Here is a 21,502-nt window from a genome sequence, read left to right on the forward strand (position 1 = left end):
ATGGATCTGCCGGTGATGCCCCCCGTCAAGCCCATGCTCGCCAAACCCGTGGCGAGGATCCCGCCAGGCATGCAGTACGAGGCCAAGTGGGACGGCTTCCGCGCGATCGTCTTCCGGGACGGCGCCGACCTGGAGATCGGCAGCCGTACGGGCAAGCCGCTGACCCGCTACTTCCCCGAGCTGGCCGAGGCCCTGCTCGACCGGCTGCCCGACCGCTGTGTCCTGGACGGCGAGATCGTGATCGCCCGGGACGGCCACCTCGACTTCGACGCGCTCACCGAACGCATCCACCCGGCCGCGTCCCGGGTGCGCACGCTCGCCGAGCGGACCCCGGCGTCCTTCGTGGCCTTCGACCTCCTGGCGGCGGACGACGAGAGCCTCCTCGACACGCCCCTCACCGACCGCCGCACCCGCCTCACCGAGGCCCTGGAGGGCGTGAGCGCCCCCGTGCACGTCGCGCCCGCGACCATGGACCCGGAGCTGGCCCAGGAGTGGTTCGAGCAGTACGAGGGCGCGGGCCTCGACGGAGTCATCGCCAAGCCGCTCGACCTGCGCTACCGGCAGAACGAACGCCTCATGTTCAAGATCAAGCATGAGCGCACGGCGGACTGCGTGGTCGCCGGCTACCGCTTCCACAAGAGCGGCCCCATCGTCGGCTCGATCCTCCTCGGCCTGCACGACGACTCGGGCACCCTCCAGCACGTCGGCGTCTGCGCCGCGTTCTCCATGCGGCGGCGCGCGGAGCTGATCGACGAGCTCGAACCGCTGCGTCTTGAGTCGGCCGCGGACCACCCCTGGGCCGCCTGGGGGGACGAGTCCGCGCACGAGACGTCCCGGATGCCGGGCGCGCCGAGCCGCTGGACGGGCAAGAAGGACCTCTCGTGGGTGCCGCTGCGCCCCGAGCGCGTCTGCGAGGTGGCGTACGACCACATGGAGAACGGGCAGCGCTTCCGGCACACCGCGCGCTTTCGCACCTGGCGACCGGACCGTACCCCTGACAGCTGTACGTTCGCCCAGCTGGAGGAGCCGGTCCGGTACGACCTGGCGGATGTGCTGCGCTAGCGGGTCACGCGGCGTACTGGCTGTCCGGGCGTGCGAGGCCGTAGTGGTCGCGCAGGGTCGTGCCCGTGTAGGCGGTGCGGAACAGGCCGCGGGCCCGCAGGATCGGCACGACCTCGTCCGCGAAGAGGTCGAAGCCGCCGGGCAGCCCCGGCGGCATGACGTTGAAGCCGTCGGCCGCACCCTGCTCGAACCACTCCTGGATCTGGTCGGCCACCTGCTCCGGTGTGCCCGCGATGACGCGGTGCCCGCGGGCCCCGGCCAGACGGTGCAACAGGCCTCGTACGGTGGGCTGTTCGCGGTCGATGATGTCGAGGATGACCTGGAAGCGGCTGCCGTTGCCGCGTTCGCCGCCGGTCTCGATGAGCTCGCGCGGCACGGGACCGTCCAGTTGCTCGGCGGTCAGGCGCAGCCCCAGCATCCGGTGCAGGAGCTGCAACGAGTACTCGGGCTGGGTGAGTTCGTTGTACTCGTCGTGCAGGGCACGTGCCTCGGTCTCCGTGGAGCCGATGAAGGGGCTGATGCCGGGCAGGACGAGCACCTTGCCGGGGTCGCGCCCGAGCCCGGCGGCCCGCTTCTTGAGGTCGGCGTAGAAGTCCTGGCCGTTGCGGAGGGTCTGGTGCGCGGTGAACACCGCCTCCGCGTACCGTGCGGCGAAGGCGCGGCCGTCCTCCGACGATCCCGCCTGTACGTAGACGGGGCGGCCCTGCGGGGTGCGCGGCGTGTTGAGGGGGCCGCGGACCTTCAGGCGCGGCCCCTCGTGGTCGATGGCGTGGATGCGGTCGGTGTCCGCGAAGAGCCCGGTCTTCTGATCGGCGACGAGCGCGTCGTCCTCCCAGCTGTCCCAGAGCTTGGTGACGACGTCGAGGAACTCCCGTGCCCTGTCGTACCGTTCGGCGTGCACGGGATGCGCGTCGAGCCCGAAGTTCAGGGCGGCCTGCGGGGCTCCGGTGGTGACGATGTTCCAGCCGGCGCGCCCCCGGCTGAGGTGGTCGAGCGAGGCGAAGAGGCGGGCCAGGTTGTAGGGCTCGCTGTAGGTGGTGGACGCGGTCGCGATGAGGCCGATCCGCGAGGTGACGGCGGCGATCGCGGACAGCCAGGTGAAGGGCTCCAGGCGGAAGCGGCTCGCGTAGCGGACGTTGTCGGCGAGCGCCGGGCCGTCGGCGAAGAAGATCCCGTCGAAGGTGGCGGCCTCCGCGCGCCGTGCGAGGTCCTGGTAGAAGTCGATGTCCAGGATGCGCGCGGGGTCGGACGCGTGGTGCCGCCAGGCGGCCTCGTGGTGCCCGCCGGGGTAGACGAAGAGGTTGAGGTGCAGCTCACGGGGGCTCATGCGGCGGCCGCCTTCTCCTTCGGGGCACGCTCGGGGTCGCCCTCGGCAGGGTCAACCCCCAGCTGTCGCAGCAGCCGCCCCCGCAGCGCCGCGTACTGCGGGTTGCCCTGTCCGCGCGGCGCGGGAAGCTCCACGCGTACGTCGGCCGCGATGCGCCCCGCGTCCAGGACGACCACCCGGTCGGCGAGTGCGATCGCCTCGTCGACGTCATGGGTGACCAGGAGCACGGCGGGGCGGTGTGCCTCGCAGAGCCGTCGCAGCAAGGCGTGCATCCGGATGCGTGTGAGCGCGTCCAGGGCGCCGAACGGCTCGTCCGCGAGCAGGAGTTGGGGTTCGCGGACCAACGAGCGGGCCAGCGAGACCCGCTGTTGTTCGCCGCCGGACAGGTCCGCGGGCCAGGCATCCTCCCGGCCCGCCAGACCCACCTCGGCGAGGGCCGCTCGGGCCTGGTCCCGTGCCCCGGCGCCCGTCAGGCCGAGGGCGACGTTGTCCAGGACCCGTTTCCACGGCAGCAGCCGTGCGTCCTGGAAGACCACCGAGACATCACCGGGAGCCGCGAGGTCGCCGCTTCCCTCGACCTCGTGGTCGAGTCCCGCGAGCGCCCGGAGCAGCGTGGATTTCCCGGAGCCGCTGCGGCCCAGGAGTGCCACGAACTCCCCCGCCTCGATGCGGAGTTCGAGTCCGTCCAGGATCTTCCGGTCGCCGAACGACCGGACGAGGTTCTCGATCCGGACCGTCAGCCCGCCAGTGTGCGTCGCCATGACAGCGCCTTCCTCTCCACGAGCCGTACGAGTGCGTCCGAGACGAGACCGAGGAGGCCGTACACGACGAGGCCGACGATGATGATGTCGGTCTGTCCGTAGGTGCGGGCGAGCTCCATCATGTAGCCGATGCCGCTCGTCGCGTTGACCTGCTCGACCACGACGAGCGAGAGCCAGGCCGCGGTCACCGCGAACCGCATGCCGAGCAGGAAACCCGGCAGCGCTCCCGGCAGGACGACGTGCCGGACGAACCCGGTCCGTGACAGGCCCACGGTCTCGGCGAGTTCGGCGTAACGGCCGTCGATCGTCCGCAGGCCGTTGTGGGTGTGGATGTAGACGGGCACGAACACGCCGAGCGCGATGGTGATGACCTTCATCGACTCGCCGATGCCGAACCAGAGGATGAGCAGCGGGATCAGCGCGAGCGAGGGGATGGCCCGCTTGATCTGTACGGGGCCGTCGATGATGCCCTCGCCGATCCTGCTGAGCCCGGCGGTGATCGCCAGGGCGAGCCCGGCGGCGGTGCCGAACAGCAGTCCCAGGGCAGCGCGTTGGGCGGAAGTGGCGAGGTTCGACTGGAGCCGCCCCTCGGCGATCAGATCACCGGCGGTGCTCACCACGGTCCAGGGCGCGGAGAGGTTGCGGGCGTCGATGAACCCGGCGGCCGACCCCACCGACCAGAGCGCGAGCAGCAGCAGGGGGCCGATCGCCCAGCCGTACGGGACGGGCCTGCCGGGGCCGAGCCTGCGGCGCCGCGGCTTGCGGCGGACGCGGACCACGGGCTCGGGGTGGGTGACGGCCTTGGTCAGAACAGGCGCCTCTGCACTCATGATTCCTCCCCCGCACCGGACTTGACGGCGTCCGCGGCGACCGATTCGTACCGCCGGTCGAAGAGGACCTCCGCGTCGAAGGTCTCCTTGCCGGTCTCCTTGGCGAGCAGGTCGACGGTCTTCTGCTGGCGTGCGATGGCCGTGGTCCAGTCGGCCGGGATGTCGGGATGGCCGATCCCCTTGACCAGGTACTCGCCGTCCGCGCGGGTCAGGCCCTGATCCTTGACGTAGTAGCCGGCGATCCACTCGTCGGGGTGCTTGTCGGCCCACTCGGCGGCGCGCGCCCAGGCCTTCACGAACTCCCTTATGGCCGCGGCCTTCTGGGGGTCCTGCACCGACTCGGTCGGCACCCACAGATGTCCGGGGTCGTCCCGCAGGCCGTGCTGGATCGTCTTCGCGCCGTCCTTGCCGTACTTCGCCGGGTAGCGCTTGATGTTGACCCCGCCGAGCGGTGCCGCGTCGACCTGGCCGTTGCCGAGGGCGGAGGGGTAGACGTCGCCGGTGCTCGGCAGCTCGACGAGCTCCACGTCGTCCTTGGCGAGCCCGGCCTTGGCGAGGATGCGCAGGACGAGGGCGCCCTGCGCCTGACCGGGGCTGTAGGCGATCTTCTTGCCGCGCAGGTCCTTCAGCGTTTCGATGTCGGCGCCGGGTGCGATGCCGAGTTCGTACACGGGGTGCTTGAGCGGTTCCTTCCGGTATTTCGCGGCGACCAATTTCGTGTCGAGTCCCGTCCAATGGGCGTGGATGGATGGAATTTCCGCCGCCGAGCACACGTCGAGGGAATGCGCCCGGAATGCCTCGGAGCACTGGGGGCCGCCGCTGATGTTGGCCCATTTCACCTTGAAGGGCAGCTTGTCGAGCTGTCCGGAGAGTTTCAGGGCGACCTGGGTGTCCGGCGCCCCGATGGTGAGGGTGGTGTCCGGATCCAGCTTCGCGGGAATCTTGGCGGAGACCTGCTTGGCGTCCACGGTCGTGGTGGACGTGGCGTTGTCTGCGCAACCGGCCAGGAGCAAGGGGACGAGAAGGGCAGCGCCGAGCGCCGCCCGTATGTGTGTGGGCATGAATTCTTTCCCGGAGTGCGGACCTACACGGCAAGGGAAGACCGCCGGGGAATTTCCCCGCGGCTCATCACGAAGCGTTTCGGAGGTCAGCTACACAGAGCGGTGGCCACGCGCATCAGATCAACAGCGCGCCGCTGCTTGAACCGCCGGGATATTCGCATGGCGTCGAAACTAGCCACGCCATCAAGAGAGGGTCAAGTCATCGCGCCTGCCCCGGCTTTCCGGAAACGCAGCCTTCGTACTCCGGTCATACGCACGTCATACCGCCCCGCGCCGCCCTCGCCGAAGCCTTGCGGGGTAAGCGGCCGGAACGCGATCGCGCCAATGTGCGCGCCCTCGGCCCCGCGCCGCTTCCACCCCATGAGCGCCGACCGTATGCTCCTGCGCCTGACACGGGAGTTACTTACGGTAAGGGGGCCGACGCATGGGGTATTCGGGAGTCGCGGGCAGCACGAGGCGGACGTTCGTCGCGGGGGCGGCCGCGGCGGGCGGAGTGGCGGCGCTCGGCGCGGGTGCGCTTCCGGCGGCGGCCGCGGACCGTGCCCCGCGGGCGGATCCGGCGAAGATCTCCGTGGCCGTCCTCGGCGGCGGCGTCGCAGGACTGACCGCCGCGCACGAGCTGTCCGAGCGCGGCTTCGCCGTCACGGTCTATGAGCGCAGGGCACTCGGCGGCAAGGCCCGCAGCATGGACGTACCGGACAGCGCGAAGGGCAACCGGAAGCCGCTGCCGGGCGAACACGGGTTCCGTTTCATCCCGGGGATCTACCACAACCTCCCGGACACGATGCGCCGCATCCCCTTCCCCGGGAACGCGAACGGCGTCTGGGACAACCTCGCGGCGCCGCGCGAGATGTCGTTCGCGCGCACCGGACGCGAGGACATCCGCATGCCGATCCCGTGGCCGGGCAGCGAGCCGGAGAGGCTCACCCTGGACGACATCGCACGCGCGCTCACCGCGCTCCTCGACACCGCCTTCAACCTGCCCGCGCACGAGGTCGCGTACTTCGTGAACCGTGCCCTGGTCTTCCTCACGAGCTGCGACGAACGCCGTGACAGCACGTGGGAGTCGACGCCCTGGTGGGAGTTCACGCGCGCCGCGCGGATGTCGAAGGACTACCAGCGCATCCTCGCGATCGGCGTCACCCGCAACATCGTCGCCACCAAGGCCGAGGAGGCCAGCACCCGCACCGTCGGCACACTCGGCGAGGCCTTCGTCCTCAACGCGCTCGGCCAGGGCGCGGACGGCCCGCCGGACCGTCTCCTGAACGCGCCGACGAACGAGGCGTGGATCGATCCCTGGGTGGCCCATCTGAAGTCGCTCGGCGTGGAGTTCCGGATCGGCTGGAGCGTGCGCCAGTTGGGCTTCGCGGGCGGCCGCGTCACCAAGGCCGTCGTCGAGGACCCCGACGGCGTACGCCGCGACATCACCGCCGACCATTACATCCAGGCCATGCCGGTGGAGCACGCGCGCAAGACGTGGAGCACGGAACTGAAGGCGGCCGACCCGCAGTTGGCTCGCTGCGACAAACTGGAGACGGACTGGATGACGGGCATCCAGTTCTATCTGACGGAGCGTCCGCCCACTGTCAGGGGTCACTTCAACTGCATCGACACGCCCTGGTCGCTCACGGGCATCGCCCAGGCGGGCCACTGGCCGGACCGTGACTTCGCGGCGGACTACGGGGACGGGGTGGCGGTCGAGTGCCTCTCCGTGGACATCTCCGAGTGGGACAAGCCAGGGGTCCTCTACGGCAAGACCGCCAAGCAGTGCACACGCGACGAGGTCGCCAAGGAGGTGTGGGCACAGCTCAAGGCCGCCCTCAACGACACCGGCAAAGTGGTCCTCAGCGACAGCAAGCTGCACTCGTGGTTCCTCGACCCCGGTGTCGACGGCATCGGGACGCCGAACCCGACCAACGAGGACGAGCTGCTCATCCACCCGGTCGGCACCCTGCACAACCGCCCGTCGGCGGCGACGAAGATCCCCAACCTCTGCCTGGCGGGCGACTACGTGGCCGTGCCGATCGACCTCGCGACGATGGAGGGCGCCAACACCTCGGCACGCCAGGCGGTGAACGCCGTCCTGGAGAGGGTCGGTTCGGATGCCGAGCGCTGCACGGTGACCCCCCTGTACCGCGCTCCCGCGATCGAGCTGCTCAAGCGCCACGACCGCACCCGCTACCGGCTCGGTCTGCGCAACGCCCTCGATCTGGGCTGAGAGCGGGAAAGCAGGGGCGTACGGGGTAGGACACCCGTATGGGAACGCGGACACGGACACGACGCACGCAGGTGGCGGCGGTGGCGGCCGTCGCCGCCCTGGCCCTGGCACCCGGCTGCACCCTGAGCCGGACCGGCGAGGGCGACGGGAAGGACGCCGGCGGCGGGCGCGTGCTCGCCGTGAAGATCGACAACGTGGGTCCGGCCCGGCCGCAGACGGGCCTGGACAAGGCGGACGTCGTGTACGCGGAGCAGGTCGAGGCCGGTCTGAGCCGCCTGATGGCGGTGTACGCGGGCCGGCTGCCGCCGGTCGTCGGACCGGTGCGCAGCGCGCGGGAGACGGACCTGGAGCTGCTGCGGCAGTTCGACGACCCGGCGCTCGTGTTCTCCGGGGCGCAGTCGAAGCTCCTGCCGCTGATCTCGTCGGCTCCCCTGCGGCAGCTGTCGCCCGGCAAGGCGCCGGGCGACGCCTACTTCCGGAGCGGCGACAAGCCGGCCCCGCACAACCTCTTCGTACGCCCGAAAGCCCTGGACGCCGATCCGGGCGACGGAGGCCTGGAGAGCACGGGCTTCAGCTTCGGCCCGCGCCCCAAGGGCGGCACACCGGAGCGTGAGCGCACCGTCCGCTTCCCGGCGGCGCGGTTCACCTTCACCTGGGCCGCCGAACAGAAGCGCTGGCTGGTCTCCATGGACGGCACGCGGGCCCGTACGGCCGACGGCAAGACGCTCGGCGCGTCGACGGTCGTCGTGCAGTACGTGAAGGTGCGCGAGTCGCGGTTCCACGACCGCGGGGGCAACAACACGCCGTTCACCGAGACCGTCGGGTCCGGCAAGGCGCGGGTCCTGCGGGACGGCCGTGCCTACGAGGCGCGCTGGGAGCGGCCGCTCCCGCAGGACGGCACGGAATTCACGACGGCGGCCGACGGCGAACCGCTGCCGTTCGCGAAGGGGCAGGTGTGGGTGGTGTACGCGAAGGCGTGATTCAGCCCTGGTGGGCCGCGACCGGCTCAGTGGGGTTGCGCAGGCCCTCCGCCGCGTCCGAGACCCGCTGGATGAGGTCGAAGAACACCGTCTGCTCGGCCGCGGAGAGCGGTCCGAGGAAGACCTGGTTCATGCGGGCCGTCCGCACCGTCAGCTTGCGGTGTGTGCGCTTGCCCTCGTCGGTGAGGTGCAGCAAATACCGGCGGCCGTCCTGCGGATCGCGGACCTTGTCGAGCAGTTCGCGGCGGATCAGGCGGCTGATGACCTCCGCGATGGTCGAGCGGTCGAGGCCGACCCGCTCGCCGACGGTGCGCTGGTCGAGGCCGGGCTCGGCGACGAGCGCGTTCAGGACGGCGAACTGCGGCGAGGTGATCTCCTCGGAGACCATCGTGTTCCACAGCAGGTAGTGCGCCTGCTGCAGACGCCGGGCCAGGTGCCCGGGGTGGGTGGTCAGGTCCACCGCGGCCATGAGTTCCTCCACTGTCTTGTGCCTGTTCGGCCTGCGATTTATGTAGGTGCACTTATGTAGGTGCACTGAACACTACTCGCTCTTGACGGCCCACGGAACGAGTGGCAGCGTAAGCCGGACCTCGTGGAAATAGTCAGTGCCCTGATTAATGGGCGGGGCATCGAAGGCCTGGAAGAGATGGGGCTCGACAGATGGACAAGGTGGTGGCCTCGGCCGCCGACGCGGTGGCCGATGTGGGGGACGGTGCGTCCCTGGCGGTCGGCGGGTTCGGGCTGAGCGGTGTGCCCGGCGTGCTGATCGCGGCGCTGTACGAGGCCGGTGTATCGGGCCTGCGGGTGGTGTCCAACAACTGCGGGGCGATGGAGTCGGGCCTTGCCGTCCTGCTCTCTGCGGGCCGGATCGCGCGGGTGACCGGGTCGTACATCGGCGCGAACAAAGAGTTCGCCCGCCAGTATCTGGGCGGCGAGCTGGAGGTGGAGATGATCCCGCAGGGCACGCTCGCCGAGCGGCTGCGCGCGGGAGGCTGCGGCATTCCGGCGTTCTACACGCCGGCCGGGGTGGGCACACAGGTCGCCGACGGCGGACTCCCGTGGCGCTACGACGGCTCGGGCGGGGTGGCGCTCGCCTCGCCGGCCAAGGAGGTGCGGGAGTTCGACGGGCGTGAGTACGTCCTGGAGCGCGGCATCCGGACCGACTTCGCCCTGGTGCGGGCCGCCAAGGGCGACCGGCACGGGAACCTCGTGTTCAACAAGTCCACCCGCAACTTCAACCCCCTGGCCGCGATGGCCGGACGGATCACCGTCGCCGAGGTGGAGGAGCTGGTGGAGCCGGGCGAGATCGACCCCGACGCCGTGCACCTGCCGGGGATCTACGTCCAGCGGGTCGTCGAGCTCACCCCCGAGCAGGCCGCCGACAAGCAGATCGAGCGGCGTACGGTCTCCGCGCCGCAGGCCCGAGGAACGGTGAGCGGCTGATGGCATGGACGCGAGAACAGATGGCCGCACGCGCCGCACGCGAGCTGCGCGACGGGCAGTACGTGAACCTGGGCATCGGCCTGCCCACGCTGATCCCCAACTACCTCCCCGAGGGCGTCGAGGTCGTCCTGGAGTCGGAGAACGGCATCCTCGGCGTGGGCCGCTACCCCACCGACGCCGAGGTGGACCCGGACCTGATCAACGCGGGCAAGGAGACGGTCACCGTCCGCCCCGGGGCCTCCTACTTCGACTCGGCCCTCTCCTTCGGGATGATCCGCGGCGGTCACATCGATGTCGCCGTGCTCGGCGCCATGCAGGTCTCCGCGCGCGGAGACCTGGCCAACTGGGCGATCCCCGGCAAGATGATCACGGGGATCGGCGGCGCGATGGACCTGGTGCACGGCGCCCGCACGGTGATCGTGGCGATGACGCACACCGCCAAGGACGGCTCCCCCAAGATCCTTCAGGAGTGCGTGCTGCCGCTGACCGGCAAGGGCTGCGTGAACCGGATCATCACCGATCTCGGCGTCCTGGACGTCACCGAAACCGGTCTGGAACTGGTCGAGTCGGCGCCCGGCGTCACTCCCGAGGAGATCGCCGCCAAGACCGCGGCCAAGGTCCGCTTCCCCGAAGCCCTCTGTGCTGACAACTCCGGAGGAACCCCGTCATGAGCCTGCGCGACGTCTACATCGTCGACGCCGTACGCACCCCCGTCGGCAAGTACAACGGCGCGCTGGCCGGAGTCCGCCCGGACGATCTCGGCGCGCACGCGATCCGCGAACTCCTCGCCCGTACGCCGGACTTGGACCCGGCCCGCATCGGCGACGTCTACTTCGGCAACGCGAACGGCGCGGGCGAGGAGAACCGCAACGTCGGCCGCATGGCCGCCCTGCTCGCCGGTCTCCCCGTGACGGTGCCGGGCGTGACCGTCAACCGGCTCTGCGCCTCCGGGCTCGAAGCCGTCATCCAGGCAGCGCGGGCCATCGCGCTCGGCGACGTCTCCATCGCCCTGGCCGGCGGGGTCGAGTCGATGACCCGCGCCCCCTACGTCCTGCCGAAGAGCGACGGCCCCTTTCCCGCCGGGCACACCGAGCTGTACTCCACCACGCTGGGCTGGCGCATGGTCAACCCGAAGATGGAGCCGCAGTGGACGATCCCGCTCGGCGAGAGCGCCGAACTCATCGCGGACAAGCACGGGATCACGCGCGAGCAGCAGGACGCGTATGCCCTGAGCAGCCATCAGAAGGCCTCCGCAGCACAGCAGAAGGCCCTGTTCGACGTCGAGATCGCCCCCGTCTCCATCCCGCGCCGCAAAGGGGAGCCCGTCCTCTTCGAACGTGACGAGTGCGTACGCGCCGACGCCTCTCTGGAGGCCATGGCCAAGCTGAAACCGTCCTTCCGCACCCCGGACGGAACCGTCACACCCGGCAATGCCTCACCCCTCAACGACGGCGCGGCAGCACTGCTCCTGGTCGACGAGGAGGGCCTGCGGGCGACGGGCCGCGAGCCGCTGGCCCGTGTGTCGGCGTCCGCCGTGTCCGCGACCGACCCGCACTACTTCGGTCTCGCGCCGGTCGAGGCCGTCAACCGCGCCCTCGGCAAGGCGGGCAGGTCCTTCGGCGATCTGAGCACGCTGGAGCTGAACGAGGCTTTCGCGGCACAGGTGTTGGGGTGCGCGGCCGAATGGCCCGACCTCGACCCCGCCGTCCTGAACCCGCTCGGCGGCGCGATCGCGCTCGGCCATCCGCTCGGCGCTTCCGGCGCGCGACTCGCGGGGACCGTCGCCCACCAACTCGCCCGGCGCGGCTCGGGCACCGGCGTCGCCACCCTCTGCATCGGCGTCGGCCAGGGCATGGCCCTGGTCCTCGAACGCTGACCGCGGCCCCATTCCGCGATTCCCCTACTCCACAGCACGCCGTTCTCACGGAGCCGAGAGACATGACCCTCACCGAACCCCTGCCCGACGGGCTGAGCCAGCGGGAGATAGACACCGAGGTCGATAAGGCGCAGTCCGTTGCCGCGCCCTGCGACCACCCGCCGCGTGACTATCCCCCGTACCGCAGCAGCCACTTCCGCCACCCCAAGCAGCCGCTGGTCCCGCTGCGTGACCCGGAGGCGGTGGAGCTGAGCGGCCCCGCGTTCGGCGTCACCGACATCACCGCGCTCGACCGCGACCTCACGCGCCAACACCATGGCGAGCCGCTCGGCGAGCGGATCACCGTGTCCGGCCGTGTCCTGGACCGCGAAGGGCGTCCCGTACGCGGCCAGTTGGTCGAGCTGTGGCAGGCCAACGCGTCCGGCCGCTACGCCCACCAGCTGGACCAGCACCCGGCTCCGCTCGACCCGAACTTCACGGGCTTCGGCCGCTGCCTGACCGACGACGAAGGAACGTACTCCTTCACGACGATCAAGCCGGGCGCGTACCCGTGGCGCAACCACGTCAACGCGTGGCGCCCCGCGCACATCCACTTCTCGCTCTTCGGCACCGCGTTCACTCAGCGCCTGGTGACGCAGATGTACTTCCCGGGCGACCCGCTGTTCCCCTACGACCCGGTCCTGCGCTCGGTCACCGACGAGTCTGCGCGACAACGCTTGGTCTCCGCCTACGACCACGATCTCTCCGCCCCCGAGTGGTCGCTGGGCTACCGCTGGGACATCGTGCTCGACGGCCCGTCCGCGACGCTCTTCGAGGAAGGCGAGAACCACTGATGTCGTACGCTCCGACTCCCTCCCAGACGGTCGGCCCCTTCTACGGCTACGCGCTGCCCTTCCCGCGGGGCGGCGAGGTCGCGCCGACCGGTCACCCGGACACGATCACCCTGCACGGGCACGTGTACGACGGTGCGGGGAACCCCGTCCCGGACGCCCTCATCGAGACCTGGCAGCCCGCGCCCGACGGCTCCCGCACGGGCGCGCCGGGATCGCTGCGGCACGACCCGGTCACCGGCGAGGTCATCGGCCGTGACGGCGTCGCGTTCACCGGGTTCGGCCGCGTCCCGACCGACGCGGACGGGCACTGGACGATCCGTACGCTCCCGCCGGGCGGCACCTCGTACATCGCGATCGCGGTCTTCGCGCGCGGCCTGCTCCACCACCTCTACACGCGCGCCTACCTGGTCGACGAGCCGGGCGACCCGCTTCTCGGCTCCCTCGATCCGGCGCGGCGCACGACGCTGATCGCCCGCGCCGAGGCGAGCCACACGTACCGTTTCGACATCCGCCTTCAGGGCGAGGGCGAAACGGTGTTCCTGGAGTTCCAGTGAGTGATGAAGGTACCGACGTCGGCCTGCTCGCCCCCGGGCGAGCGGGCTCCCCGGCCGAGGCCGCGACGGACGACTCCGCCTTTCTGCAGGCGATGCTGGACGCGGAGGCAGCGCTGACGCGGGCGCAGGCCGAGGCGGGCCTGGCCCCGGCGGACGCGGCTGCGGCCGTCGGCGCGGCGGCTCGCGCCGACCGTTTCGACGTACGCGACATCGCGCTCCGCGCGCGGTCCGGCGGCAATCCGGTGATCCCGCTGGTCGCGGACCTGACGGCGGCGGTGCCGGCGGAAGCCGCGCCGTACGTCCACCGGGGGGCGACGAGCCAGGACATCATGGACACCGCGATGATGCTGGTCGCGCGGCGCACGCTCGACCTGATCCTGGCGGACCTGACCCGCACGGAGGCGGCACTGGCCCGCCTCGCGGCGGAACACCGGGACACAGTGCTTCCGGGCCGCACCTTGACCCAACACGCGGTCCCCACGACGTTCGGCCTCAAGGCCGCGGGCTGGCGCTCACTGACCCTGGACGCACGAGACAGAGTACGTTCGCTGCGCGACACGCTCCCGGCACAACTGGGCGGGGCGGCGGGGACGTTGGCGGCTTTCGGGGCGTACGCGGAGAGCGGGGGCGCGGCGCGGGCGGGCTCGGCTGTGGCTTCGGCGGGGGCGTCTTCGGAGACGCCTTCGGGGGCGGGTTCGGCCGGAGTTTCCGCGGGGGCGTCTTCGGGGGGCGCGTCCCCGGACCACTCGTCGGCCGTCCCAGCCGAGACTTCCCCGCCCAACTCGCCCTCGGCCGACACGCACCTGGCCACCCCGGTCGGCGCCTCCTCGACCGACGCATGTCCGCCCCACACGGCCCCGGCCAATGTGTCCCCCGACGACTCTCCCCCGGCGGAAAGCAGCCTCGCCGACAAGCTCGTCGCCGGCTACGCCCGGGAGCTTCGGCTGGCCGAACCCGTTCTGCCCTGGCACACCCTCCGTACCCCGGTGGCCGATCTCGCCGGAGTGCTCGCCTTTGTCGCCGGGGCGTTGGGCAAGGCGGCCGTGGATGTCCTCACGCTCAGCCGCACGGAGCTCGCCGAGGTCTCCGAAGGTGCGGGCGGGGGTTCATCCGCCATGCCGCACAAGGCGAACCCCGTGCGTTCCACCCTCGTCGCGGCCGCCGCCCGCCGCGCCCCCGCCCTGGCCGCGACGCTGCACGCGTCGATGGCCGCCGAGGACGAACGCCCGGCGGGGGCCTGGCACGCGGAGTGGGAGACCCTGCGCGACCTCCTGCGCACGGTGGGCGGCGCGAGCCACCACGCGGCGGAGCTCGCCGAGAACCTCCGGGTCCACCCGGAGGCGATGCGCGAACACCTCGGTCTCACCCACGGGTTGATCGTCTCCGAACGGCTCACCGCGGAGCTGACCCCTCTCCTGGGCCGGGCCCGCGCGAAGGAGCTGCTCACCTCGGCGGCCCGTCGTACCCGCGACGAGGGCAAGACCCTCGCGGAGGTACTCGCCGACGAGCCCGGCCTTGCCGCCGTGGACCTCACCGAACTCACCGACCCCGCCCGTTACACCGGCTCCGCCGGAGCCCTCACCGACCGAGCCCTGGAGCGACGATGACCGGCAAGCTGCCGCACCACACCACCGAGGGCGCCCCGACCGCACCACCCCTCGTCCTCGGCTCGTCCGTCGGCACCTCCACCGCCCTGTGGGACGCCGTGGCGCCCGAACTCTCCACCACCCACCGGGTCATTCGCTGGGACCTGCCCGGCCACGGCAAATCCCCCGCCGACCTGATCGGCCCGGGAGCGACCGTCGCCGAACTGGCGGCGCTCGTCCTCACGCTCGCCGACTCCCTCGGCATCGACCGCTTCGCGTACGCGGGCGTCTCCCTCGGCGGCGCTGTCGGCCTGCACCTGGCCGCACACCACCCGGAGCGCGTCGAGAGCCTCGCCGTGATCTGCTCGTCGGCACACTTCGGCGGCAGCGCCCGCTGGGAGGAACGCGCGGCGCTCGTTCGCCGCGAAGGACTCGCCTCGCTGGCACAGAGCGCCCCGGAGCGCTGGTTCACCCCCGGCTTCACCGTCCCCCGCCTGGTGGACGACCACCGGACCACCGACCCCGACGCGTACGCCGCCTGCTGCGACGCGCTGGCGGCGTACGACATCAGGGACGCACTGGAGTCGATCACCGCGCCCACGCTCGTCGTCGCCGGCCGCGAGGACCCCGCGACGCCGCCCGCCCACGCACGCGAGATCGCCGACGCCGTGCCGGGCGCCTCCCTCACGGAGCTGGCGGGCGCCTCCCATCTGGCGCCCGCGGAGCGCCCGGAGGCCGTGGTCGCGGCGCTGCGCACGCACCTGACGGGGGCGGCCGCGAGCGGCATGGCGGTCCGGCGGGCCGTGCTCGGCGACGCGCACGTGGACCGCGCGCAGGGCAACACCACCCCCTTCACGGCCCGCTTCCAGGACTTCATCTCCCGCTATGCCTGGGGCGAGATCTGGACCGACCCCACCCTCCCCCGCCGCGAACGCAGCATGATCACCATGACGGCCCTGGTCGCGCACGGACACCACGACGAGCTGGCCATGCACATCCGGGCGGCCCGCCGCATCGGCCTCACTCCCGAGGAGATCGGCGCGGTGCTGCTCCAGACGGCGGTCTACTGCGGTGTGCCCGCGGCCAACGCGGCGTTCGCAGTAGCACAGCGGGTCCTCTCCGAGGAGTAGCGAAGTAGTAGAGGAGTCAACGGTCTCGGGCCGACCCTTTAGGCTGCTGCTGATCAGGGGGATCAGAGGAGCAGGGGCTCAGGGGCTCAGGGGAACCGGGGGCAAGAGGCGATGAACGACGCGACTGAGGTGTTTCAGCCGCTGCAGGCGGAGGATCCGCCGATGGTGGCCGGTTACCGGCTCGCGGCCAGGCTCGGCGCCGGTGGCATGGGCCGGGTCTATCTGTCGCACACGCAGGGCGGCCGCCCCGTCGCGATCAAGGTGGTACGTCCCGAGCTGGCCGACGACCCGGCCTTCCGGCGGCGCTTCGGCCGGGAGATCAAGGCGGCCCAGCGGGTCCGGGGCGCCTACACGGCCGAGCTGATCGACGCCGACGCGGACGGCACACCGCCCTGGCTCGCCACCGTGTACGTACCCGGCCCCTCCCTGACGGAGGCCGTCGCCCGCAGCGGTCCGCTGCCGGTACCCGCGCTGCTGTGGCTGATGGCGGGGATCGCCGAGGCGCTGCAGGCCATCCACGGCGCCGGCATCGTGCACCGTGACCTGAAGCCGTCGAACGTGCTCCTTGCCGCAGACGGACCCCGCGTGATCGACTTCGGCATCTCGCTGACCTCCAGCGCCACCACGGCATACACGGCCACGGGTACCGCCGCGGGCACGCCCCCGTTCATGGCTCCCGAGCAGGCGTCCGTGGGTGAGGTCACGGCGGCGACTGACGTCTTCGCGCTGGGCCAGACCGCGGCGTTCGCGGCACTGGGCGAGCCTCTGTACGGGGACGGCCCCTCGGTGAGCGTGCTGTACCGGATCGTGCACTCGGAGCCCGACCTCTCCCGGCTGCCCGCGCAGTTGCGTCCGCTCTTCGCCAAGTGCCTGGCCGCCGACCCGGCGGACCGGGCCACCCCGGCGGAGATCGTCGAGTGGTGCCGTCAGCGTCTTGGCCGGGACACCGACGGGGGAGCGGGCCTGGCCGTCTGGCGGGACGTCATGGGGCCCGAGGTCACGGTCCCCGCGCCGGTACCCCACCCCACCCGGGTGCACACGCTGCCGCTGTTCGCCCCGCCTCAGCCGCCGCCGACGACCCGGCCGACGGGTCTCGACGAGCGGCGGGCCGGCCGAAGACGCAACGCGCTCATCGCGGCCGTGGTGACGGGCTGCGCGCTGCTGGTGCTCGGGCTGACGTGGGCGGTCACGGACGCGATGGGCCTGCGCGTCCGTGACACGTACTCGAAGTCCGGTTCGGATGCGACGGGTTCGGAGGCGACCGGCCGGTCGTCGGGGTCCGCGTCGGGCTCCACATCCGGATCGGGCTCGGGTTCCGGGGACGGCAAGAGATCGGTGACCGGCGAGAACGCCGAGGCCGGTGACGAGAACGACGGCTCGTCGGACGGTAAGCGCCCCTCCTCGAAGTCCTCCGCGACCGCGCCCACTGCGCCACGCCCCGCCGCGTATCCGCAGGAATGGTTCGACGAGAAGAACTCCGTGAGCCTCAGGGAGCCCACCCGCCGCAAGGACCGCAAGGGCGACCTGCGCTTCGTCTGCGGGCAGGACCGTTGTTCGCTGCAGAGCGACAAGAGCGTGATCTCCCTCCTCTACAGCAAGCCGGGCGCCACACTCGCATCGTGCCGCCTCGCCCTCACGGGCGCCGACAGCCACGACCTCCCGCTGGCCGCGGTGGCGGCCGGCAGCGAGATCTGCGTGAAGAACCCCTCCGGGGACATCGCCCTCCTTGTGGTCCAGGTGAAGTCGACCGCGCTCCCGAACGACGGGTTCAGCTTCATGACCGCGGACATGACGGTCTGGCGGCGAGCGAGTCAGTCCCCCTAGGTGGCGCTTCGCTCGCTCGCCTCGCGATACCGCCGTTCGATCGCGTCGACGTACGCCTCGTCGCCCGGCCGCCCCGCCCGCAGCAGCCGCCACCACTGGTCGATGCTCCAACTGGCCGGTTCCGTCGCCCCGATGAACTCCTCGACGAGCGCGAGGAAGCGCACCGGATCGGCGTGAAAGGGGAAGTGCCCGGCCCCCGGGAAGATTTCGAGGCGGCTGCCGGGCATCGCCTCGTGCGCGGTGTACGCGTGGTCGACCGGAAGGACGCCGTCCCGGTCGCCCCAGACGATGAGGGTGGGCATGCCCTGGGCGAGGTAGCAGCGGTCCAGCATCGTGACCACTTGACCCCGCCAGTCGACGACCGACCGCAGCGTGCGGATGAACGCGGCCCGCGCCCACACGTCGGGCAGCGCGTCGACCAGACCCACCAGCTCCGGCGCGTCCTGCCCGAGCCCGGTGTCGAGCAGCCGCAGCAGCGCGACGGTGGCCCGCACCGGCAGACCGGCGCCGGGCAGCCCGAGCAGGGAGAGCAGCAGTGCGGCGCCGGGCAGTGAGACGCCCCGCAACACGGGGGTGACCTGCGGGCCGACGCCTCCGGTGCTCACCAGGACGAGCCGGTCGACGCGCTCGGGGAACTGGTAGGCGAACTGCATCGCGACCCCGCCGCCGAACGAGTGCCCGACGAGGGTGACCCGCTCGACACCGAGCACGCCGAGCAGGTCGCGGACCCCGTTGGCGTACGCGGCCACCGAGTAGTCGGCCCGGGGCTTCTCGGACGCGCCGTGGCCGAGCAGATCGGGGGCGATGACGGTGTGGGTACGGGCCAGTCGGGGGATCAGCGGGGCCCATGTCGCGGACGAGTCGCCGATGCCGTGGATCAGCAGGATCGCCGGTCCGTCGCCCGCGACGCGGTACGCGCGCCGGTAGCCGTGCACGGTGCGGAACCGCAGGGCGGGCCCGCTCTCGTCGCCGGTGGGGAGCCGCCTGGGCTGGAAGGGCAGGATCCGCGCCATGGGCCGGAGTGTAGGCGGGCGGCGGGGCGGGGTGGTTTCGCGATGATTTCGGGTGGCGCAATTCGGGCGCTTCGCCACGTGACGCCAACTCGCCACGTGACACCAACTCGCCACGCGACGCTAAGCGGTGGCGTAGAACCCGAGGAACATGTCGATTCCTGCAACGATCAGACGCTCCGTCAGGTCCTCGCTGATGTCCGTTCCGTACGAGCCGAAGACCAGGTGCGGGAAGACCAGCAGGGAGTAGAGCTGGAGGACCGCCGTCTCCAGGTCGGGGACGGAGAGCCGCCCCCGCTCGGCGAGTTCGCGCAACGCGCCCGCGATGGCGGGGTGATGACCTTCCGGGCCGCGCGCTCCCCAGGCCTCGCCGAGGGAGGGGAAGCGGTGGATCTCCCGGGCCACGAGGTGGCGCAGCGCGTTCATCTCCTGGTCGTTGCGGACGACGTCGACCCAGGAGCGGGCCACGTTCAGGAACGCCTCGCGCAGGTCGTCCGCCTCGGTGAGGCCGTCGAGCGCGGCGACGGACGACGAGGCGTCGAGGGGTTCGTCGAGCGCGCCCGCGATCACCGCGACGAACAGCGCCTCCTTGTTCCCGAAGTGGTTGTAGACGGTCACCTTGGAGACGCCCGCCTCGGCCGCGATGGCGTCCATGCCGACGCCGAAGCCCTCCCGCAGGAACAGCGTGCGGGCCGCTCGGACGATCGCCTCGCGCTTGCGCTCGGCGCGCGGGCCCGTGGGGCCCCCGCTCCTTGCCTCGCCGCTTCCCTCAGTACGCATACGCCGCACTTTACCAGCGAACTGAACTGAACAGTTGAGTTCATGTGAACTAGCCAGTACAGTTCATATGCGGCAGGACTGCGCGCCCGCTTCTCTCTGACCCCAGCCCTTCCCCCGGCCCCTCTATCGGCCCCTCTAATCGGCCCCTCTATGCCCAAGGACCTGCCATGACGCATTCCCACCCGACCCCGGCCGCCGCGCCCCACACGGCCGCGCCACCTCCCACCGGCTCACGCCCGTGGGCAGCGCTCGCGCTGTTGTGTGTCGCCCAGTTCATGCTGGTGCTCGACGTGACGGTCGTGAACGTCGCACTGCCGAGCATGGCCGCCGACCTCGACCTCGGCCGCACCGCGCTGACCTGGGTCGTCACGACGTACACGCTCTGTTTCGGCGGCCTGATGCTGCTCGGTGGGCGGCTCGCGGACGTCCTCGGGGCGCGCCGTACCCTCCTCTGCGGCCTCGCCCTGTTCACCGCCGCCTCCTTGCTGACCGGCCTGGCGTCGGGCCCGGCGACCCTCCTCGCGGGCCGGACCGCGCAGGGCGTCGGCGCCGCGCTGCTCTCCCCCGCCGCCCTGGCCATCGTCACCACGACCTTCGGGGGACGCGACCGTCATCGCGCGCTCGGCGTGTGGTCGGCGATCGGCGGTGCGGGCGCGGCGATCGGCGTCCTGCTCGGCGGCGTCCTGACCGACGGCCCCGGCTGGGAGTGGATCTTCTACGTCAACGTCCCCATCGGCGCGGCCCTGCTCCTCGCCCTGCCCGCCGTCGTCCCCGCCCGCGCGCCCCGGCCCGCCCGACTCGACATTCCCGGCGCGCTGCTGGTCACCGCCGGCACGGGCTCGCTCATCTACGGCCTCGTGGCGGCGGGCGGCACGGGCTGGTCGGACGCCCGGACGCTGGTGCCGGTGGCCGCCTCGATCGTGGCCTACGGAGCGTTCGCCGCCGTCGAGCGTGCGCAGCGTTCACCGCTGATCGATCCGGCCGTCCTGCGGCGGCGACCGGTCGTCGCCGGCTCGTATCTGATGCTGGTCGCGACGGCGCTGCTGATCTCGCTGTTCTTCCTGGGGTCGGTGTTCCTCCAGGAGGTACGCGGCCACAGCGCCCTGCGGACCGGGGTGCTGTTCCTGCCGGTGGCCGTCGCCACGGGGGTCGGCGCGCATCTCGGCGGGCGGTTCGTGGGCCAGTGGGGAGCGCGGCCCACGGCGGCCGCGGGGCTCGCGCTGGCGGGGCTCGGCACCGCTCTGCTCGCAGGCGCGGGGACCGACGGCAGCGCGTGGGCGCGTGTCGCCCCGGGCATGTCCGTCGCCGCTCTGGGGCTCGGTTCGGTGTTCGTCGCCGCCACCACCACGGCGCTGGGGTTCATCGCCCACGAGGAGGCGGGCGTCGCGTCCGGTGTGGTCAACACCTGCCACGAGGTGGGCGGATCCATCGGCGTGGCCGTGATGTCGACGGTCGCCGCGGCGGGGATCGACGGCGGGACGCAAGGTGGCTTCGCGGACGCGTTCGTGGTGTGCGCCGTGGCCGCGGCGGTCAGCGCCGCCGCCACGTTCGTCCTCGTGCCGCGCGGGAAGCCGCGGTTGACCGGCGGGCCGCACGTGCACTGACACCAGCCCGCGCCGGGCGGGGCCCCCATGCCCCGCCCGGCCTCGCCTTGCCCCTACCCCCGCCCGCGCAGCCGTGTCACGCACATCTGATCGAAGGGTGGCTGTCGCGCCACGTCACCGTGCGATCACTCCGGTGACTGTTTCGACGGTTAAGTTACTTGGTGACCATGGGAGTTACGCGGCCACGTGAGGACTTTGCCACTGTGACGGGAGCCGGGGTGCGCAGGCGGATGCTGTCCGTGGCGCTGGTCGCCGTCGTCCTGGTGATCGTCCAGTTCTTCGCGCACGGAGTCAACGCACACGCGTCCGCCGCGGAATCGCGTACGCCACCGGCCACGGCGCCGTACGCCCAGTGCGGCGAGGACACGCACCCCGAGAAATCCGAGCGTTTCCCGGCGCGCGGGCGTGCGCACTGCCGTGACCTCACCCCCGACACGGCTCCGCAGCTGCACGCCCATCCGCGCACGACCGCGGACGACGGCATGCGCGCGTGCCGCGCCATTGCCGTCACCCACCCCGGGACGAAACCCGCGGGCCGCGAACTGCCGGCCCTCCTCCAGGTCTTCCGCTGCTGATCGGGTCCTCCGGCACGGCCATGCCGCCAGGCTCCCCCGCCTGACGCG

Annotated in this window: 20 protein-coding genes; 13 read left to right on the forward strand and 7 right to left on the reverse strand. The window is 71.7% G+C overall.

Going from position 1 to position 21,502, the window contains the following annotated elements:
• The gene (locus tag AB0I66_RS11985) at positions 1-1,062 is read left to right on the forward strand and encodes an ATP-dependent DNA ligase (protein ID WP_363207624.1); all 1,062 of its coding nucleotides are present in this window, start codon (positions 1-3) and stop codon (positions 1,060-1,062) included.
• A 4-nt stretch (positions 1,063-1,066) separates the two neighbouring features.
• Here AB0I66_RS11985 and AB0I66_RS11990 read toward each other — a convergent pair whose 3' ends face one another.
• The 4 genes from AB0I66_RS11990 to AB0I66_RS12005 are packed head-to-tail and all read right to left on the reverse strand — an operon-like array spanning position 1,067 to position 5,041.
• Positions 1,067-2,389: an LLM class flavin-dependent oxidoreductase gene (locus AB0I66_RS11990; RefSeq protein ID WP_363207625.1), complete on the reverse strand. Its 1,323-nt coding sequence runs from the start codon at positions 2,387-2,389 to the stop codon at positions 1,067-1,069.
• On the reverse strand, positions 2,386-3,150 hold the full coding sequence (locus AB0I66_RS11995; RefSeq protein WP_363207626.1) for an ABC transporter ATP-binding protein: 765 nt from the start codon (positions 3,148-3,150) through the stop codon (positions 2,386-2,388). The genes AB0I66_RS11990 and AB0I66_RS11995 overlap by 4 nt, the downstream gene beginning before the upstream one ends.
• Entirely contained in the window at positions 3,126-3,980 is an 855-nt protein-coding gene (locus AB0I66_RS12000; protein WP_363207627.1) for an ABC transporter permease, read from the reverse strand. Before AB0I66_RS12000 ends, AB0I66_RS11995 begins: the two co-directional genes overlap by 25 nt.
• Positions 3,977-5,041: an ABC transporter substrate-binding protein gene (locus tag AB0I66_RS12005; RefSeq protein ID WP_363207628.1), complete on the reverse strand. Its 1,065-nt coding sequence runs from the start codon at positions 5,039-5,041 to the stop codon at positions 3,977-3,979. Before AB0I66_RS12005 ends, AB0I66_RS12000 begins: the two co-directional genes overlap by 4 nt.
• 424 nt (positions 5,042-5,465) lie before the next feature.
• Here AB0I66_RS12005 and AB0I66_RS12010 point away from each other — a divergent pair, with 424 nt between their 5' ends.
• Complete coding sequence (locus AB0I66_RS12010; RefSeq protein ID WP_363207629.1) at positions 5,466-7,259, forward strand: FAD-dependent oxidoreductase; 1,794 nt, start codon at positions 5,466-5,468, stop codon at positions 7,257-7,259.
• A gap of 38 nt (positions 7,260-7,297) precedes the next feature.
• The gene (locus AB0I66_RS12015) at positions 7,298-8,239 is read left to right on the forward strand and encodes a DUF3048 domain-containing protein (RefSeq protein ID WP_363207630.1); all 942 of its coding nucleotides are present in this window, start codon (positions 7,298-7,300) and stop codon (positions 8,237-8,239) included.
• Position 8,240: 1 nt separating this feature from the next.
• Here AB0I66_RS12015 and AB0I66_RS12020 read toward each other — a convergent pair whose 3' ends face one another.
• On the reverse strand, positions 8,241-8,708 hold the full coding sequence (locus AB0I66_RS12020; protein ID WP_363207631.1) for a MarR family transcriptional regulator: 468 nt from the start codon (positions 8,706-8,708) through the stop codon (positions 8,241-8,243).
• A 191-nt stretch (positions 8,709-8,899) separates the two neighbouring features.
• On the opposite strand from AB0I66_RS12020, the gene AB0I66_RS12025 reads away from it, so the two are divergent.
• From AB0I66_RS12025 to AB0I66_RS12060, 8 genes are all read left to right on the forward strand, one after another.
• On the forward strand, positions 8,900-9,682 hold the full coding sequence (locus AB0I66_RS12025) for a CoA transferase subunit A (RefSeq protein ID WP_363207632.1): 783 nt from the start codon (positions 8,900-8,902) through the stop codon (positions 9,680-9,682).
• Entirely contained in the window at positions 9,682-10,353 is a 672-nt protein-coding gene (locus AB0I66_RS12030; protein ID WP_363207633.1) for a CoA transferase subunit B, read from the forward strand. Before AB0I66_RS12025 ends, AB0I66_RS12030 begins: the two co-directional genes overlap by 1 nt.
• A gap of 2 nt (positions 10,354-10,355) precedes the next feature.
• Positions 10,356-11,558, forward strand: a complete 1,203-nt coding sequence (locus AB0I66_RS12035; RefSeq protein ID WP_363207889.1) for a thiolase family protein — start codon at positions 10,356-10,358, stop codon at positions 11,556-11,558.
• Between the two features lie 62 nt (positions 11,559-11,620).
• Complete coding sequence (gene pcaH / locus AB0I66_RS12040) at positions 11,621-12,391, forward strand: protocatechuate 3,4-dioxygenase subunit beta (RefSeq protein ID WP_363207634.1); 771 nt, start codon at positions 11,621-11,623, stop codon at positions 12,389-12,391.
• The gene (gene pcaG, locus AB0I66_RS12045; RefSeq protein ID WP_363207635.1) at positions 12,391-12,945 is read left to right on the forward strand and encodes a protocatechuate 3,4-dioxygenase subunit alpha; all 555 of its coding nucleotides are present in this window, start codon (positions 12,391-12,393) and stop codon (positions 12,943-12,945) included. Before pcaH ends, pcaG begins: the two co-directional genes overlap by 1 nt.
• Positions 12,942-14,552, forward strand: a complete 1,611-nt coding sequence (locus tag AB0I66_RS12050) for a lyase family protein (RefSeq protein ID WP_363207636.1) — start codon at positions 12,942-12,944, stop codon at positions 14,550-14,552. Before pcaG ends, AB0I66_RS12050 begins: the two co-directional genes overlap by 4 nt.
• Positions 14,549-15,661, forward strand: a complete 1,113-nt coding sequence (gene pcaD / locus AB0I66_RS12055; protein WP_363207637.1) for a 3-oxoadipate enol-lactonase — start codon at positions 14,549-14,551, stop codon at positions 15,659-15,661. The genes AB0I66_RS12050 and pcaD overlap by 4 nt, the downstream gene beginning before the upstream one ends.
• A gap of 111 nt (positions 15,662-15,772) precedes the next feature.
• Entirely contained in the window at positions 15,773-17,485 is a 1,713-nt protein-coding gene (locus AB0I66_RS12060) for a serine/threonine-protein kinase (protein ID WP_363207638.1), read from the forward strand.
• Here the strand turns inward: AB0I66_RS12060 and AB0I66_RS12065 are convergent.
• Positions 17,482-18,498 (reverse strand): alpha/beta fold hydrolase, encoded by a 1,017-nt coding sequence (locus AB0I66_RS12065; RefSeq protein ID WP_363207639.1) that lies wholly within the window; start codon positions 18,496-18,498, stop codon positions 17,482-17,484. The genes AB0I66_RS12060 and AB0I66_RS12065 overlap by 4 nt on opposite strands.
• A gap of 120 nt (positions 18,499-18,618) precedes the next feature.
• Positions 18,619-19,275 carry a TetR/AcrR family transcriptional regulator gene (locus AB0I66_RS12070; protein ID WP_363207640.1) on the reverse strand — a complete coding sequence of 219 codons (657 nt, stop codon included), beginning with the start codon at positions 19,273-19,275 and terminating at the stop codon, positions 18,619-18,621.
• 167 nt (positions 19,276-19,442) lie between these two features.
• Here AB0I66_RS12070 and AB0I66_RS12075 point away from each other — a divergent pair, with 167 nt between their 5' ends.
• Together AB0I66_RS12075 and AB0I66_RS12080 are read left to right on the forward strand one after the other, a co-directional pair.
• A complete protein-coding gene (locus AB0I66_RS12075; protein ID WP_363207641.1) occupies positions 19,443-20,879 on the forward strand; it encodes a DHA2 family efflux MFS transporter permease subunit in 1,437 nt (478 codons plus the stop codon).
• A gap of 203 nt (positions 20,880-21,082) precedes the next feature.
• Positions 21,083-21,454, forward strand: coding sequence for a hypothetical protein (locus AB0I66_RS12080; RefSeq protein ID WP_363207642.1), 372 nt, complete (start codon positions 21,083-21,085; stop codon positions 21,452-21,454).
• Positions 21,455-21,502 lie beyond the last annotated feature (48 nt).

Origin of the sequence: Streptomyces sp. NPDC050439, from assembly GCF_040655335.1 — a bacterium.
Classification (GTDB): Bacteria; Actinomycetota; Actinomycetes; order Streptomycetales; family Streptomycetaceae; genus Streptomyces.